Raw genomic sequence first — 16024 nt, forward strand, 5'->3', positions numbered from 1 at the left:
CCGTGCGTTGCAAACCGAACGCGCGCGGTCGAAGGAGCACGGCAAAGGAGCCATCATGCACATCCCACACGTCACCGCGCCGACCGTCGCCATCGCCGGCACGTCCGACCGCTTCCCCGTCCGCCGTATCTTCTGCGTCGGCCAGAACTATGCCGATCACGCGCGCGAAATGGGCTCCGATCCAGATCGCCAAGAGCCGTTCTTCTTCTCCAAGCCCGCCGACGCGGTTGTCGCAAACGGCACCACGCTGCCCTTCCCGCTCAAGACAGAAGACCTGCATCACGAAGTCGAACTCGTGATCGCGCTCGGCGCGGGCGGCAAGGATATCGCGGTCGAGGATGCCGCTGCGACGATCTTCGGCGCAGGCGTCGGCATCGACCTGACGCGGCGCGATCTCCAGGCGGCGGCGAAGAAGGCCGGGCGCCCGTGGGACATGGCGAAGGGCTTCGATCGCTCCGCCCCCGTTGGCGCACTTACGGCGGGCATCCCTGCGGCCAAGGGCGGCATCGCGCTCGCGGTGGACGGCGAGACGCGCCAGTCCGGCGACCTCTCGATGATGATCTGGAGCGTGCCCGAGATCATCGCGACGCTGTCGACCTTCGTCGAACTGGCCCTCGGCGACCTGATCTTCTCCGGCACGCCCGCTGGAGTCGGCCCGATCCAGCGCGGACAGACGGTGCGCGCGACTATCGACGGGTTCGAAACACTGGAGGTGACATTCGCCGCATGATCGCCCATCGTCCGGCGCATAAACAAAGCTAAACAGGGGGTTGCATGCCGGACACGAGAGACCTGGGCGCGGAGGGTTTTCTCAGCAGGGCCCGCACCGTCGCCGCACCGGGGTTCAACCGCTGGCTCGTGCCGCCCTGCGCGCTCGCGATCCACTTGTGCATCGGCATGGCGTACGGGTTCAGCGTGTTCTGGTTGCCGCTGTCGCGCGCGATCGGGATCACCGATCCGGTCGCCTGCCCCAACCTCTCGCTGCTCGGCGCGCTGACCACCAAGACCTGCGACTGGCGTGTGAGCGACCTCGTCTGGACGTACACGCTGTTCTTCGTCGTGCTGGGTGCCGCCGCCGCGATCTGGGGCGGCTGGCTCGAACGCGCTGGCCCGCGGAAAGCCGGTGTCGTCGCTGCGTTCTGCTGGTGCGGTGGCATGGGCATCGCCGCGATCGGCATCGCGACGCATCAGCTCTGGCTGATCTGGCTCGGGTCGGGCGTGATCGGCGGGATCGGGCTCGGCCTTGGCTACATCTCGCCCGTTTCGACACTGATCAAATGGTTTCCCGATCGGCGCGGCATGGCGACCGGGATGGCGATCATGGGCTTTGGCGGCGGCGCGATGATTGGCGGACCGCTCGCCGACCTGTTGATGAAGCACTTCGCGAGCCCCGCAGGCGTCGGCGTCTGGCAGACGTTCCTCGTACTGGCCTGCATCTATTTCGTGTTCATGATGGCCGGCGCGATCGGCTACCGCGTGCCTGCCGAGGGCTGGGCGCCCGCAGGCTGGACCGTGCCGACCAGCGCAAAGGCATCGATCAGTCGCTTCAACGTCGCCTTGTCGGACGCTCACCGCACACCGCAATTCTGGCTGGTGTGGCTGGTGCTGTTCTTCAACGTCTCCGCCTCGATCGGGATCATCGGTATCGCCTCGCCAATGTTGCAGGAGTTGTTCGGCGGACGCCTGATCGATGCGCCCGGCGTGCTGTTCACGGCATTCGACGACGACCAGAAGAAGGCGGCCGCAGCGGTCGGCGCAGGGTTCGTCGGTGCGATCAGCCTGTTCAACATCGGCGGGCGGTTCTTCTGGGCGTGGCTTTCCGATCGGATCGGCCGCAAGCCACTGTTCGCGACGATCCTCGCGGCAGGCGCCGTGCTCTATGGTTTCGCCGCACCGGCGCTGGCGGGCACGACGCTCGGCCTGTTCATCCTGGTCTTCTGCATCCTCGCCTCGATGTACGGCGGTGGGTTCGCGACCGCACCGGCGTATCTCGCCGACCTCTTTGGGACCAAATATGTCGGTGCGATCCACGGGCGGTTGCTGACCGCCTGGTCGACAGCCGGCGTGGTCGGGCCGTTGCTCGTCGCCAACATGCGTGACCGCGCGATCGCGGCGGGTGTTGCCCGCAGCGATATCTATCCGCCGATCTTCCTCGTGCTGGCGGCGATGCTGGTCGCCGGGTTCGTCGCGAACCTGTTCGTCCGGCCGGTCGCGGCGAAGTTCCACATGGCGGCGGACGACCGGCCGATCTCGGTCGACACGGTCGCTGGCGGTACGGCGGCGGCGACAACCGGCACCTCGCCGATCGTCGTGTTCGCGTGGCTCGCGGTCGGGCTGCCGATCCTCTGGGGGATCTACATGACGCTGTCGAAGGCGTTGATCCTGCTCAAATAGAACGCAACCTATCCGCGCCGGCATGGGTTGCCCCTGTTCATTCGACACAGGAGCAACCCATGGCCGACCGGCTCAAGATGCAGGATCCGCGCACGCAATATCCGCAGCCCCCCTTCCCGCAACAGCCGCAGGAAGCCCCGGGGATCGCGTCGAAGATGGATCCGAAACCCGATCACGGCGAGACGAGCTACAAGGGGTCGGGCAAGCTGGCGGGGCGCAAAGCGCTCATCACCGGCGGTGACAGCGGCATCGGCCGCGCCGCCGCGATCGCCTATGCGCGTGAAGGGGCCGATGTCGCGATCGTCTACCTCCCTGCCGAAGAAGCGGATGCGAAGGAAGTCGTCGCGCTGATCGAAGCTGAGGGCCGCAAGGTCCTCGCGCTGCCGGGCGACGTGAAGGACGAGTTGTTCTGTCGTAACGCGGTGCAGCAGACGGTCGATGCGTTTGGCGGCCTCGACGTGCTGGTGGTCAACGCCGGGCGCCAGCAGACGCGGCCGACGGTGGCCGATATCTCGACCGACGATTTCGATCAGACGATGAAGACCAACGTCTATGCGCTGCACTGGTTTGTGCAGGCAGCCGTCCCGCATCTGCCGGTCGGCGCGGCGGTGGTCACGACCGCTTCCGTGCAGGGCTATGATCCGTCGGACAATCTGCTCGACTATGCGACCACCAAGGCGGCGATCGTCGCGTATACCAAGGGTCTCGCCAAGCAGCTGATCGAGAAGGGCATCCGCGCCAACGTCGTCGCTCCGGGGCCGTTCTGGACGGTGTTGCAGCCAAGCGGTGGCCAGCCGCAGGAGATGGTCGAGACGTTCGGGTCTAAGAGCCATTTCGGCCGTCCGGGCCAGCCGGTGGAGATCGCGCCGGTGTATGTGCTGCTGGCCTCGCAGGAGGCGAGCTACATTACGGGTGAGGTTTACGGCGTGACCGGCGGTGCGGGGGTGGCCTAGCCCTTAATCCTCCTCGCAAGGGGGAGGTGGCACCGGAGGTGACGGAGGGGGAGGAACACGCAACAGCGGTTACCCTTTCCTCCCCCTCCGTCTGGCAAGCGCCAGCCACCTCCCCCTGGCGGGGGAGGATCAGTTGGTAAGCCATCCGCGCTAACGTCGCTATTGCACATCGTTATCAAATCTGTACCTGTGTGGCGGTGAGCGCCCGACAGATCATACCCCTCATCGAAACCGCCCTCCGCGCATGACCCGCGGCACGATCAAGACCTGGTATCTCGTCCACAAATGGACGAGTTTGATCTGCACCGCGTTCCTGCTGATGCTGTGCGTGACCGGCCTGCCGCTGATATTCGACGAGGAGATCGACGGCTGGCTCGACCCGCCCGCGCCCATGGTGACGCTGCCCGCGGATACGCCGTCACTATCGCTCGATACCATTCTGGCGCGCGCGGCGAAAACTGCCCCCGGCGAGATCCCTCTCTACATCAGCTTCGACGAAGAGCGCCCGATCGTCTACGTCACGACCGGCCCGACTCCCGACGCAGCCCCCGCGGCGATGCATTTCCTCGCGTTCGACGCGCGCACCGGGACGAAGATGCCGCCTTACGTCCCCGGCGTGATGGCGTTCATCCTGAAGCTCCACACCGACATGTTCCTCGGCTTCTGGGCGGAGATCTTCCTCGGCGTGATGGGCCTGCTCTTCTTTGCAGCGATCGTGTCCGGCGTCGTGCTCTACGCCCCGTTCATGGCCAAACTCGACTTCGGCACGTTACGGCGCGGCCGCAGCAAGCGGCTCGGCTGGCTCGATCGCCACAATCTGCTCGGGATCGTCACGCTCGCCTGGGCGAGCGTCGTCGGCGTGACGGGGACGATCAACACTTTCGTCGTGCCGATCACTGCTATCTGGAAGTCGAACGGCCTCGCCGAGATCAGCGCTAGCGAGACGCGCACGCCGCTCGGGCCCCAGCGCGCCTCGGTTCAGGCCGCGCTCGACGCGGTGCAGCGCAAGGCGCCCGAGATGAAGCCGCAGTTCATCGCCTTCCCCGGCGTCGTCTTCAGCAGCAAGCATCACTACGCCGTCTTCCTGAAGGGCGCGACGCCGCTCAGGTCGAAGATGTTGCTGCCCGGCTTCGTCGATGCCGCGACCGGAAGGCTCGACGCGGTCGTGCCGATGCCGTGGTACATGCAGGCGATGCTGCTCGCACAGCCGCTGCATTTCGGAAATTACGGCGGCCTCGCGATGAAAATCGTCTGGGCGCTCTTCGACATAGTGACGATCATCGTGCTCGGCAGCGGGCTGTATCTTTGGCTGCGTCGTCGCGGCGGTCCGAGCGACCAGCGCGTCCGCGAAGTCGTGATGGCGGGAGAAATCGCATGACCCACAAGACCAACGGCCAGATCTTCGCACTGCCGATCCTGCTCGGCGTGTCGACCGTCGCGGGGCTCGCGGCAGGCCTGATCGGTGACGGCGTCTGGGATGTCGGCGCAGGCCTGCTGCTCGCGCTGCCGCTGGTCGTGACCGGCCGCTACTGGGTGCGCCCGCCCGAACCAGTGCTGCGCCGCCAACACCTGCAAACGGCACCGATACGCCGATAACGCGGAGCCGGCATGATACCGGCTCCGCGCTAATTTCGCGACCGTCAGGCGGACGGCATCAGGTCGCCGGGGTCGCCTGCCGGGTCGGTGCGGTAGTCGGCGCCCCGATCGGAGGAGCAACAGGTGCGGGCGCGACTGCACCGTTAGCCATTGGCGGCGGCGGCGGTGCCATACCCGCCGGCGGCGGCGGAGGAGCACCCGGACCGCCGGGAGCCCCAGGACCTTGCGGCCCACCCGGACCACCCGGACCACCAGGGCCATCACGCCCCGGACCGTCGCGTCCCGGGCCACCAGGACCATGCGGGCCACGCGGCGGGCCGCCGACCGGGCCCAGCGCCGTCACCTTGCCACCGGGTGCCACCAGGAACGAGGCGTGGACGAAGCCGTCTTCGAACCGGCCCTGGATCGTCACGGGCTGACCGGTCGCGACTAGATTGCTGCCCTCGCCTTCACGGCCCAGATCCACCAGCGCACGGCCGGTGCGGTCGGCCATCACGAACTTGTTGCCGTAGGTCTCCGCGACGGTGCCGCGGATCGTGACGATGCCGTCGGACTGGAGCGAACGGATCGCGGTTGGCGTGGCGGGCACCATCGTCACGCTCGGGCGGGTCGCGGCGATGGTGACGGCACCGGCGGCACCACCGACGATCAGCAGACTAGCCGCGGCGAGTGCCAGGCGGTTGCGGCGGAGATTGAAGCGCTTGTTGGGCGCAGTGTGGGAATGTTCGGTCATTCGTCGTTCCTCTCATTGGTTGACGAATCACCGTCTAGGCGCACGCTGCCGACGCCCGCTGAACCAAGCCGTTCAGATTCCGTTGTGGCATCGGGCATAGGGACAGTCGCATGCGGGTATTATTGGTCGAGGACGATGCGGCGATCGCCGACGGGCTGGCGCGGGCGTTGCGCGCGGAGCATTTCGCGGTCGACGTCGCGAGTAACGGTGAGGACGGCGGTCATCTCGGCGCTACCGAACTGTACGACGCGGCGGTCCTCGATCTCGGCTTGCCCAAACGCGACGGCCTGTCGGTCTTGCGCGACTGGCGCGCGGCGGGACGCGACCTGCCCGTCCTGATCCTCACCGCGCGCGACGGCTGGTCGGAGAAGGTCGAGGGCTTCAAGGCGGGCGCGGACGATTATGTCGTGAAGCCGTTTCGTGTCGAGGAAGTGGTGATGCGATTGCGCGCGCTGGTGCGTCGTGCGGCCGGTCACGCGGCGGCGCGCGTCACCTGCGGGCCGCTGACGTTCGACGCGCAACTCGGTACGTTCGAGTTGAACGGCTTGCCGCTGAAACTTACCGCGTTCGAATGGCGGGTGCTGTCCGCGCTGATGCTCCGCCGCGAAGTGGTGATCGAACGCGCAGACCTGATCGAACGGGTGTACGAAGGCGACGCGGACGTGGATTCGAACTCGATTGAGGTCATCATCGGCCGGCTGCGGCGCAAGATCGGTGCGGAGATGATCGAAACGCTGCGCGGCCGCGGGTATCGGCTGACGGCGGATGGGTCAAGATGATGGTTCTGCAAACCACATCCACCACACTGGCGAAGGCCGGGGCCCAATTGGGGGACGTCGCTAACGGAGCGATGACCGTCATTATAAAAACCTTTCCAATTGGGCCCCGGCCTTCGCCGGGGTGGGGTTTGGTGGCAGGATCGCTCTGGCCCCAGGCAAGTCTGCAATGACCCGCCTCCGCATCGTCCCCCGCTCCCTCTTCGGCCGAATGCTAGCGATCGCCGCGCTGTCCACCGGGATCGCGCTCTTGTTCGCCGGCGTCACGATCGGCCACGTCCTCGAACGCTTCGTCACGCGCGGGCTCGACGAGCGGCTCGATGCGCAGGTCGCTGTGTTGGCACGGGCTGTCCGCCCGAACGGTTCACTCGACCGGATGCGCGCGATCGACCTGCCCGAGTTCGGCGAACCCAGGTCCGACTGGTCATGGCAGGTCGAAGGTCCCGCCGGTCGCTTCGATAGCGGCATTACCCCGCCCCCAACCGTTTCAAAGCCAGCCCCAACCATTCCACCGCCGCCGCCCGTTCTACCTCGCAGTGAAGAGCGCCGGCTTCCACCCGGCCCCGGCGGGCAGGAAGACCGTCAAATCTACCCCGGCGAAGCACGCGACCGAAGCGGCGAGCGGCTCCACTCGCGAACCTTGGACGTCGCCACGCCGCGCGGCATGGTGACGATCACAGCGATCGGCCCACGCCGGATCGTCGAGGAGCCGTTGCGCGAGGCAATGATCCCGCTGCTCGGCTCGCTCGCCTTGCTCGGTGCCGGACTCGCGCTGGCGACGCTCGTGCAACTCCGCTTCGGCCTGCGCCCCCTGCGCGATCTCCGCACCTCGCTCGCCGCCGTTCGCGCCGGCACCGAGCGCCACGTCCCCGACGACCAGCCCGGGGAATTGCAACCGCTTGTCGCGGAACTCAATGCACTGATCGACCAGAACGCGGCCGGGCTCGCGCACGCCCGCCAACACGTTGCCAACCTAGCCCACGGGCTGAAGACCCCCCTCGCCGCGCTCTCGCTCAAGCTAGCCGAAGCGAACGCCGACGCAGACGTCCGCGACATGGTCGACCAGATCGATCGGCGAGTCCGCCATCACCTCGGTCGCGCTCGCGCGGATGCGACCGGCGGCGCGCGCACCCGAACGCCGATCGCCCCCGCCGTCGCCGACCTCGTTGCAGTCTTGCACCGCATCCACGCCGACCGCCCAATGACGGTCGACGTCGAGATCCCCGACGACCTTGCCGTCAGGATCGACCCGCAGGATCTCGACGAGATGATCGGCAACCTCCTCGACAACGCGTGGAGTCACGCCCGCTCGGCACTCTCGATCACTGCGAACCCGATCGACGGCACGGTCACGCTGGAGATCGCCGACGACGGGGAAGGTCTCGACGACACGGCGATGACACAAGCGGTGCTACCCGGCCGACGCCTCGACGAACGCGGCGACGGTCACGGCTTCGGACTGTCGATCACACGCGAACTCGCCGAACTGAATGGGGGCACGGTGACGCTCGACCGTTCCCCCGTGCTCGGCGGCTTGTTAGTCCGCCTGACGCTACCTCAGCGCAGCTGACATCACAGCGCGCGGACGACGACCGGCGACGGCGGTGCCTTGGCCAGCGTGTTGCGGAGCGGCAGCGTAAACGGCGCCGCCTCGATCTCGAACACATCGCCCTCCTGCGTTGTCACGCCTTCGCTGAATGACAACGTTGCCGTCCCGAAGAAGTGCACGTGGACGTCACCAGGCCGGCGAAACAGATCGTATTTGAAGTGATGCGCCTCGAGATTGGCGATCGTATGCGACATGTTCGTCTCGCCTGACAGGAACGGCTTCTCCCATAGCAGCGCACCGTCGCGGTGGATGCGGCTCATGCCCTCGACATGATCCGGGATCGCGCCTGTCAGCAATTCCGGACCGAGCGCCGCCTGCCGAAGCTTGGAATGCGCGAGCCAGAGGTAATTGTGCCGCTCGGTCACGTGATCGCTGAACTCGTTGGCAAGACAGAGGCCAAGGCGGAACGGCGTACCGTCCGGGCCGATCAGATAGATGCCAGCGAGTTCGGGCTCCTCGCCGCCGTCCTGCGCGAAGGCGGGGCTGGTGAGTGCGCCGCCGGGCGCAACCAGACCCGATCCGTCGCCCTTGTAGAACCATTCGGGCTGCTGACCCGTCTCGCCCGCCGCGGGCTTGCCGCCCGCAACGCCGTCGAGAAACATGCGCATGGAATCCGTTAGCGTTTCGGCTGCAGCCGCAGCGCGGTGCATCTTGTCGCGCCCCTCCGCAGAGCCGAGATGCGTCAGCCCAGTGCCGGTCATAATGAGATGCGCGGGATCGCCATGGTCGATCGGCGAGAGCAGTCGACCGGCGGCAAGTTCGGCCGCGATATCTACTGCCGCGCCGGTCCCGCAAGCCCGAACCTCCGTCGCAAGATCGGTGCCCGCCGCGATCGCGAGCGTTGCGAGTTCACGGACGCTGTCCACGCCGGGGACGAGGCTCGCGCCCTCGTCGGTAGCGGCAATCACCGACCGCGTGCCGTCCGCTGCGCGATGCTGCAATAGGCGCAAACTGGTCACTCTTACTTCTCCTACTGACACGCGAAGGGCATACCTAATTACTCCGACTGATTATAGCCGCGAGCGATGCCGGTCTTGCTACTTTTTACCTTACGCAACTACGCAGAGACCCTAACCGGCTGGCTAATTGTCAGACCACGAATATCTGACAGTTTTGGCCTTTTAGCGCGCCGCTTGTTCCGGCAACGCGTTAGTCGTCCGCGATCCCCACACCGCGTAGAACAACACGTAGAGTTCGCACGCCGCGGTCAGCAGGAACGAGTTCTGGAGACCGTAGGTATCGGCGAGCCAACCCTGGACGATGACCAGCGCCCCACCCGCGATCGCCATGATGAGCAGACCCGACCCTTCCTCGGTCAGCGTCCCAAGCCCCTTGATCCCGAGCGTGAAGATCGTCGGGAACATGATCGAGTGGAACAGCCCGACGGAGATCAGCGCCCACATCGCGACATGCCCGGTGGTGAAGGTGGCAATGAGCATCACGACGCAGGCGCCGATGCTCGCAAACGCCAGCACGCGCTCGGCAGGGATCGTGCGCATCACGACGCTGCCGATCAGCCGGCCGACCATCATTCCGCCCCACAGGATGAACAGGTAATGCGATGCCTGTTCGTGCGTCAGGTTGCCGATGTTCGGCTGGCTGACGAAGTTGATGAATAGGTTGGCGACACCAATTTCGGCTATCAGATAAATGAAGATTGCCGGGATGCCGAACACGAGGTTGCGATGCGACCAGAGCGACTGGCCCTGGCGGTCCGCTTTGGCCGACCGCTGCGTCGCAGACCCCATCGCGGGCAGCGGGAAGCGCGCGATGACGATCGCCAGCACGACCAGCACGGCCGCGACGATCAGATAGGGCAGCACGACCGATTGCGCGTCGGCGATCCGCTCGGTCTGCGTCAGCACCGCGGTCGAACCGGCGGCGGCCGTGCCGGAGGTCGAACGACCCAGGATCAGGTACCCACCGAACAGCGGCGCGAGCGTCGCACCTGCGGAATTGAACGCCTGCACCAGGTTCAGGCGCGACGACGCGGTCTCGGGCGGACCAACGACGGCGACGTAGGGGTTGGCCGCAACCTGCAGCAGCGTGATGCCACTTGCGATAACGAACAGCGCGATCAGCGTGACGCCGTAGGAGGGCAGCCGCGCGGCGGGCACCATCATCAATGCGCCGACCGCCATCAGGCCGAGCCCGAACACCATCGCGCGCTGATAGCCGACCCGCTCGATCAGCTTGGCCGACGGGATCGAGGCGAAGAAATAAGCGATAAACCAGACGCTCTCGATCAGTGTCGTCTGCGTATAGCTGAGGTCGAACACGCTGCGCAGGTGCGGCAGCAGCGTGTTGTTGATGACCGTGATGAAGCCCCACATGAAGAACAGGCTGGCGAGCAACGTGAGCGCGGATCGATAGCTCGGAGCGCCTCCCGCGTCATGCACCACTCCAGCGTCAACGGGCTTTTGCGTCTGTATCGGCATCGCCATAGTCGTTTCATCCTCCGTGCCCTGTCGGTGACTGCAACAGTCTTTTCCCGCAAGGCTTGCTCAGAAATATATTGTCCGACTATATAGCCACACAAGGCGCGTCAACGGCGTCGGACGAATAAGGAGGGGAACCGGAATGCGTGCAATCACAAAGTCGAGGATCATCGTGGCAACCTTGCTGGCAGCGCTTTCGGCGCACGCAGCCGACGCGGCAGAGGCGAAGCGCACGCCTGCCGGTACGCTCAAGGACGGTACCGCGATCGAGGCCGTGACGCTGAGCAACGCGCATGGCGTCTCCGCGCGCATCCTGTCGTACGGCGCGACGCTGCAATCGCTGATGGGCCCGGACCGCAACGGCAAGATCGCCGACGTGATGCTCGGCTATGACGATCTCGCCTCCTACGTCGATCATCCCAATTTCTTCGGCGTGACGGTCGGCCGTTTCGCCAATCGCATCGCCGGTGGCCGCTTCACGCTGGACGGCAAGCCGTACCAGTTGCCGCTCAACGACAAGGTCAATTCGCTGCACGGCGGCGGCAAGGGCTTCGACAAGGTCGCCTGGAAGATCGTCTCGGCGACGAACGGCCCGACCGCGACGCTCGTGCTGGGCTACCGCAGCCCGGACGGGGATTCCGGCTATCCCGGCAACCTCGACGTCACCGTCACCTATACGCTCGACGAAGCCGGCAATCTTGGCATCGCGTATGACGCGAAGACCGACAAGCCGACGATCATCAACATGACCAACCATGCGATCTTCGATCTCGCCGGTGAAGGCTCGGCGATGGGCGCGTACGGCCACCGACTGACGATTCCCGCCAAGGCGATCACGCCGGTCGACGACAAACTAATCCCGACCGGCGCGCTGCAACCCGTCGCAGGCACGGTGTTCGATTTCCGAAACGGCCGCATCGTCGGCGAAGGTATCCGCGATGGTCGCGACCAGCAGATCCGCTACGGCCATGGCTACGACCATAATTTCGCGCTCGACAAAGGTCTGACCGCCAAGCCCGAACTGGCCGCGCGGCTGGAGGATCCTGTCTCGGGCCGCGTGCTCGAAGTCCTGACGACCGAGCCCGGCGTGCAGTTTTATACCGGCAATTTCCTCGACGGCACGTTCATCGGCAAGAAGGGTCATCTGTACCGGATGGGCGACGGCATCGCGCTCGAACCGCAGAAATTCCCGGATGCGCCGAACAAGCCGAACTTCGTCTCCGCACGCGTCGATCCGGGCAAGCCGTATCACCACGCGATGATCTACCGCCTTTCCGTCGCCCGCTGATTTTCGATCTCCAGAAAGCTCCTCATGACCGACATGCCTAAGCTCCGCTCGCGCGCGTGGTTCGACAACCCCGAGAACATCGACATGACTGCGCTCTATCTGGAGCGCTATCTGAACTTCGGGCTGTCCCTGGAGGAACTACGCTCGGGCAAGCCGATCATCGGCATCGCGCAGACCGGCAGCGACCTGAGCCCGTGCAACCGCCACCACCTCGTGCTCGCCGAACGGCTGCGCGAGGGCATCCGCGAAGCCGGCGGCATCGCGCTCGAATTCCCGGTTCACCCGATCCAGGAAACCGGCAAGCGTCCCACCGCCGGGCTCGACCGCAACCTCGCCTATCTAGCCCTGGTCGAGGTGTTATACGGCTATCCGCTCGACGGCGTTGTGCTGACGATTGGCTGTGACAAGACCACGCCGGCGTGCCTGATGGCGGCGGCGACCGTGAACATCCCCGCCATCGCGCTCTCCGTGGGGCCGATGCTCAACGGCTGGCACAAGGGCGAGCGGACCGGTTCGGGGACGATCGTCTGGAAGGCGCGCGAACTGCTCGCAACCGGCGCGATCGACGACGAGGGCTTCATCAAGCTCGTCGCCTCGTCCGCCCCCTCGACCGGCTATTGCAACACGATGGGCACCGCGACGACGATGAACAGCCTTGCAGAGGCGCTCGGCATGCAGTTGCCCGGCTCGGCCGCGATCCCCGCGCCGTACCGCGATCGTCAGGAAGTTGCGTATCGAACCGGCAAGCGGATCGTCGACATGGTCGCCGAAGATTTGAAGCCCAGCGACATCCTCACCAAGGAAGCGTTCCATAACGCGATCGTCGTCAATTCGGCGATCGGCGGCTCGACCAACGCACCGATCCACCTCGCCGCGATCGCGCGCCACGTCGGCGTCGACCTGCCGATCGACGACTGGCAGACGCACGGCCACAAGGTGCCGTTGATGGTCAACCTCCAGCCCGCCGGCGAATATCTCGGCGAGGATTATTATCACGCGGGCGGCGTGCCCGCGGTGGTTGCCGAGTTGATGAAGCAGGGCCTGATCCACGAAGACGCGATGACCGCGAACGGCAAGTCGATCGGCGACAATTGCCGGACCGCGACGATCGAGGACGAGCGCGTCATCCGCCCGTTCGCGACGCCGTTGCTGGAGGATGCCGGCTTCATCGTGTTGCGCGGCAATCTGTTCGACAGCGCGATCATGAAGACCAGCGTGATCTCGCCAGAGTTCCGCGAGCGGTATTTGAGCAACCCGGACGATCTCGAGGCATTCGAGGGCCCCGCGGTCGTGTTCGACGGTCCCGAGGATTATCACCACCGGATCGACGACCCCTCGCTCGGGATAACCACCGACACGTTGTTGTTCATGCGTGGAGCGGGGCCGATCGGCTATCCGGGTGCGGCCGAGGTCGTGAACATGCGGCCGCCGGCGTATCTGATCCGCGAGGGCGTCCATGCCCTTCCCTGCATCGGCGACGGTCGGCAGTCGGGGACGTCGGGTTCGCCGTCGATTCTCAACGCCTCGCCCGAGGCGGCGGCGATGGGTGGGCTCGCGCTTATCCGGACCGGCGACAGGGTTCGCATTGATCTCGCCAAGGGCAGCGCCAACGTGCTGATCTCCGACGACGAGCTTGCCGAGCGCCGCCGTGCGCTGACCGAGGCGGGCGGCTATGCCTATCCGCGTTCGCAGACGCCGTGGCAGGAAATCCAGCGCGCCACGGTCGGCCAGATGGAGACCGGCGCGATCCTCGAAGGCGCCGAGAAGTATCAGCGGATCGCGCAGACGATGGGCCTACCCCGCGACAATCACTGAGGAGGACTTGCGCGCCGCTCGATCAGGGCGGTGCGCAGGCATTGGCAGACGATCTCGTCGCGTTGGTTGATCAGCCGGTGCGTGAAGGTGACGATGCCCGCGTTCGGCCGCGACTTGCTCGGCTTCAGCTCGGTCACTTCGGTCTGGCAGCGCATCGTGTCGCCGATGAAGACGGGCTTAGGGTGCACGAGCTTATCGTAGCCGAGATTGGCGACGAGCGTGCCGAGCGTCGTCTCGCCGACCGACAGCCCGACCATCAGCGCAAAGGTGAAGGTGCCGTTGACGAGGATGCGGCCGAACTCGCTTGCCTTGGCTGCCTCGATGTCGAGGTGGAGGGGCTGCGGGTTGTGCGTCATCGTCGAGAACAGGAGGTTGTCCGTCTCGGTCACCGTGCGGCGGATCTCGTGTTCGATCCGGTCGCCGATGCTCCAGTCGTCGAAATAGCGGCCGGCCATCAGGAATCCTTCTCGATGCGGACGAGCATGGTGCCCTCGGTCACCTGCCCGCCCTCGATGGCGTTGAGGTCCGCGACGATGCCGTCGAACGGCGCGGTCAGCGAATGCTCCATCTTCATCGCCTCGAGCGTGACGAGCTTCTGGCCTTTCAGGACGGTATCGCCTGCCGCGACGTCGACCGCGATGATACGGCCGGGCATCGGCGACAGGATCGCGCCATCGGCCGCTCCGCCTGCAGCGACACCAGATGCGCGCCAAGGCTTGAGCTGCCAGGTCTGGCCGGCTTCGGAGATCAGGACGTCTTCGAACGCCGACGTCGTTCCGGCGCGTCCGTCGAGATCGACCTCGACCGGTTCGCCGTCCAGCAGGAATGTCGCAGTACGGCGCGACGAGGCGTTCAGACGGAAGCCTGAGATCGGATCGGTGGAGACGAGTGCGCCTGCGGCGTCGGCCAACGCCTCTTCGGTCGGGTGCGTCGGCGGCATGAGCGCGTCGCCTTCGCGGGCGATCAGGCCGGTGTCGAGTGTGCCCGCTACGAAGTCGGGATGGTCGAGCGCCTCGACGAGAAACCCGGCGTTGGAGCGTACCGGCCAGACGACCGCGCCGTCTAGCGCATACGCCAGGGCTTCACGCGCAGTCTCGCGATCTTCGCCCCAGGCGATGACCTTGGCAATCATCGGGTCGTAGAAGGGCGAGATTTCAGCGCCCTGCTCTACCCCGGTATCGACGCGGGCGGTGGTGCCGAGATCGAAGCGTTCGAGCGTGCCGATCGACGGCAGGAAACCCTTGGCGGGATCTTCCGCATATAAACGCGCTTCCATCGCCCAGCCGTCGATCGCCAGTTCGTCCTGACGCTTCGGCAAAGGCTCGCCGGACGCGACGCGGAGTTGCCATTCGACGAGATCCTGGCCGGTGATCTCTTCGGTCACCGGGTGCTCGACCTGCAACCGCGTGTTCATTTCCATGAACCAGATTCGGTCGGCGCGGAGGCCTTCGCTGGCGTCGGCGATGAACTCGATCGTGCCAGCGCCGACGTAATCGACCGCCTTGGCGGCCTTTACCGCGGCGGCGCAGATGGCTTCGCGGGTGGCGGCGTCCATGCCGGGTGCGGGCGCTTCCTCGATTACCTTCTGGTGGCGGCGCTGGAGCGAGCAGTCGCGTTCGAACAAATGGACGACGTTGCCGTGGCTGTCGCCGAAGACCTGCACCTCGATATGGCGCGGCGAGAGGATGTATTTCTCGATCAGGACGTCGGTGTTGCCGAACGATGAGGCCGCTTCGCGCTGGCACGAGACGAGGGAGTCGGCGAACTCGGCGGCGGTATCGACGCGGCGCATGCCCTTGCCGCCGCCACCGGCGACCGCCTTGATGAGGACGGGGTAGCCGATCGCGTCGGCCTCTGCCTTCAGCCGTTCGGGAGCCTGGTCCTCGCCGAGATAGCCGGGCGTGACGGGTACGCCGGCGGCGATCATGCGCTGTTTCGCGGCGTCCTTGAGGCCCATCGCGCGGATGCTGTCGGGGTTGGGGCCGACCCAGATCAGGCCGGCGTCGAGTACGGCTTGGGCGAAGTCGGCATTCTCGGACAGGAAGCCGTAGCCGGGGTGGATTGCCTGCGCGCCGGTATCCTTCGCGGCGGCGATGATGCGGTCGCCGACGAGGTAGCTCTCGCGCGCAGCGGACCCACCGATGTGGACGGCTTCGTCGGCCTGGCGGACGTGGAGCGCGGTCGCGTCGGCGTCCGAATAGACGGCCACCGTGCGGATGCCGAGCGCCCTTGCGGTGCGGATGATGCGGCAGGCGATCTCGCCGCGGTTGGCGATCAGGAGCGATTCGATCATCGATTCGCTCCGCGGAAGTGCACAAAGTGCAGACGCTCCAGCGATGTGCACATCGGGCTCGAAAGCCGCTCGAAGGCAGCAAGATCGGTGGAAAGGATCGACTGGTTCATCATGGTCATCCCGGCATAA

General features: G+C 65.9%; 14 protein-coding genes. 9 read left to right on the plus strand and 5 right to left on the minus strand.

What is annotated here, in order from left to right:
- Positions 1-55 precede the first annotated feature (55 nt).
- The 5 genes from ASE82_RS06125 to ASE82_RS06145 all read left to right on the plus strand — a co-directional run bounded on the left by ASE82_RS06125 (position 56) and on the right by ASE82_RS06145 (position 4943).
- Complete coding sequence (locus ASE82_RS06125; RefSeq protein ID WP_056061694.1) at positions 56-730, plus strand: fumarylacetoacetate hydrolase family protein; 675 nt, start codon at positions 56-58, stop codon at positions 728-730.
- 44 nt (positions 731-774) lie between these two features.
- Positions 775-2394, plus strand: coding sequence for an OFA family MFS transporter (locus tag ASE82_RS06130; protein WP_056060332.1), 1620 nt, complete (start codon positions 775-777; stop codon positions 2392-2394).
- 59 nt (positions 2395-2453) lie between these two features.
- A complete protein-coding gene (locus tag ASE82_RS06135) occupies positions 2454-3347 on the plus strand; it encodes an SDR family oxidoreductase (RefSeq protein WP_056060335.1) in 894 nt (297 codons plus the stop codon).
- Positions 3348-3591: 244 nt separating this feature from the next.
- A complete protein-coding gene (locus ASE82_RS06140) occupies positions 3592-4725 on the plus strand; it encodes a PepSY-associated TM helix domain-containing protein (protein ID WP_056060338.1) in 1134 nt (377 codons plus the stop codon).
- The gene (locus tag ASE82_RS06145; RefSeq protein WP_056060340.1) at positions 4722-4943 is read left to right on the plus strand and encodes a hypothetical protein; all 222 of its coding nucleotides are present in this window, start codon (positions 4722-4724) and stop codon (positions 4941-4943) included. Before ASE82_RS06140 ends, ASE82_RS06145 begins: the two co-directional genes overlap by 4 nt.
- A 58-nt stretch (positions 4944-5001) precedes the next feature.
- On the opposite strand, the gene ASE82_RS19825 is transcribed toward ASE82_RS06145, so the two are convergent.
- The gene (locus ASE82_RS19825; RefSeq protein ID WP_056060343.1) at positions 5002-5676 is read right to left on the minus strand and encodes a hypothetical protein; all 675 of its coding nucleotides are present in this window, start codon (positions 5674-5676) and stop codon (positions 5002-5004) included.
- A gap of 110 nt (positions 5677-5786) precedes the next feature.
- Between ASE82_RS19825 and ASE82_RS06155 the strand changes: the two genes are divergently transcribed.
- Positions 5787-6455: a response regulator transcription factor gene (locus ASE82_RS06155; RefSeq protein ID WP_056060347.1), complete on the plus strand. Its 669-nt coding sequence runs from the start codon at positions 5787-5789 to the stop codon at positions 6453-6455.
- Between the two features lie 166 nt (positions 6456-6621).
- The gene (locus ASE82_RS06160) at positions 6622-8022 is read left to right on the plus strand and encodes a sensor histidine kinase (protein WP_056060350.1); all 1401 of its coding nucleotides are present in this window, start codon (positions 6622-6624) and stop codon (positions 8020-8022) included.
- Between the two features lie 2 nt (positions 8023-8024).
- On the opposite strand, the gene araD1 is transcribed toward ASE82_RS06160, so the two are convergent.
- Together araD1 and ASE82_RS06170 are read right to left on the minus strand one after the other, a co-directional pair.
- Positions 8025-9020, minus strand: coding sequence for an AraD1 family protein (araD1, locus tag ASE82_RS06165; protein WP_056060353.1), 996 nt, complete (start codon positions 9018-9020; stop codon positions 8025-8027).
- 162 nt (positions 9021-9182) lie between these two features.
- Positions 9183-10505: a sugar MFS transporter gene (locus ASE82_RS06170; protein ID WP_056060356.1), complete on the minus strand. Its 1323-nt coding sequence runs from the start codon at positions 10503-10505 to the stop codon at positions 9183-9185.
- A gap of 136 nt (positions 10506-10641) precedes the next feature.
- Here ASE82_RS06170 and ASE82_RS06175 point away from each other — a divergent pair, with 136 nt between their 5' ends.
- A complete protein-coding gene (locus ASE82_RS06175; RefSeq protein WP_056060359.1) occupies positions 10642-11787 on the plus strand; it encodes an aldose epimerase family protein in 1146 nt (381 codons plus the stop codon).
- Between the two features lie 24 nt (positions 11788-11811).
- Positions 11812-13602 carry an IlvD/Edd family dehydratase gene (locus ASE82_RS06180; RefSeq protein WP_056060361.1) on the plus strand — a complete coding sequence of 597 codons (1791 nt, stop codon included), beginning with the start codon at positions 11812-11814 and terminating at the stop codon, positions 13600-13602.
- Here the strand turns inward: ASE82_RS06180 and ASE82_RS06185 are convergent.
- On the minus strand, positions 13596-14057 hold the full coding sequence (locus ASE82_RS06185) for a MaoC family dehydratase (protein ID WP_056060365.1): 462 nt from the start codon (positions 14055-14057) through the stop codon (positions 13596-13598). The genes ASE82_RS06180 and ASE82_RS06185 overlap by 7 nt on opposite strands.
- Positions 14057-15895: an acetyl/propionyl/methylcrotonyl-CoA carboxylase subunit alpha gene (locus tag ASE82_RS06190; protein ID WP_056060367.1), complete on the minus strand. Its 1839-nt coding sequence runs from the start codon at positions 15893-15895 to the stop codon at positions 14057-14059. Before ASE82_RS06190 ends, ASE82_RS06185 begins: the two co-directional genes overlap by 1 nt.
- Positions 15896-16024: the final 129 nt, after the last annotated feature.

Source organism: Sphingomonas sp. Leaf230 (assembly GCF_001421745.1).
Taxonomy (GTDB): domain Bacteria; phylum Pseudomonadota; class Alphaproteobacteria; order Sphingomonadales; family Sphingomonadaceae; genus Sphingomonas.

Excerpts from the sequence above, each read along its gene's own strand:
- ASE82_RS06125 (WP_056061694.1), top strand. The coding sequence starts at position 56 with ATGCACATCCCACACGTCACCGCGCCGACCGTCGCCATCGCCGGCACG.
- ASE82_RS06130 (WP_056060332.1), top strand. The coding sequence starts at position 775 with ATGCCGGACACGAGAGACCTGGGCGCGGAGGGTTTTCTCAGCAGGGCC.
- ASE82_RS06135 (WP_056060335.1), top strand. The coding sequence starts at position 2,454 with ATGGCCGACCGGCTCAAGATGCAGGATCCGCGCACGCAATATCCGCAG.
- ASE82_RS06140 (WP_056060338.1), top strand. The coding sequence starts at position 3,592 with ATGACCCGCGGCACGATCAAGACCTGGTATCTCGTCCACAAATGGACG.
- ASE82_RS06145 (WP_056060340.1), top strand. The coding sequence starts at position 4,722 with ATGACCCACAAGACCAACGGCCAGATCTTCGCACTGCCGATCCTGCTC.
- ASE82_RS19825 (WP_056060343.1), bottom strand. The coding sequence starts at position 5,676 with ATGACCGAACATTCCCACACTGCGCCCAACAAGCGCTTCAATCTCCGC.
- ASE82_RS06155 (WP_056060347.1), top strand. The coding sequence starts at position 5,787 with ATGCGGGTATTATTGGTCGAGGACGATGCGGCGATCGCCGACGGGCTG.
- ASE82_RS06160 (WP_056060350.1), top strand. The coding sequence starts at position 6,622 with ATGACCCGCCTCCGCATCGTCCCCCGCTCCCTCTTCGGCCGAATGCTA.
- ASE82_RS06170 (WP_056060356.1), bottom strand. The coding sequence starts at position 10,505 with ATGGCGATGCCGATACAGACGCAAAAGCCCGTTGACGCTGGAGTGGTG.
- ASE82_RS06175 (WP_056060359.1), top strand. The coding sequence starts at position 10,642 with ATGCGTGCAATCACAAAGTCGAGGATCATCGTGGCAACCTTGCTGGCA.
- ASE82_RS06180 (WP_056060361.1), top strand. The coding sequence starts at position 11,812 with ATGACCGACATGCCTAAGCTCCGCTCGCGCGCGTGGTTCGACAACCCC.
- ASE82_RS06185 (WP_056060365.1), bottom strand. The coding sequence starts at position 14,057 with ATGGCCGGCCGCTATTTCGACGACTGGAGCATCGGCGACCGGATCGAA.
- ASE82_RS06190 (WP_056060367.1), bottom strand. The coding sequence starts at position 15,895 with ATGATCGAATCGCTCCTGATCGCCAACCGCGGCGAGATCGCCTGCCGC.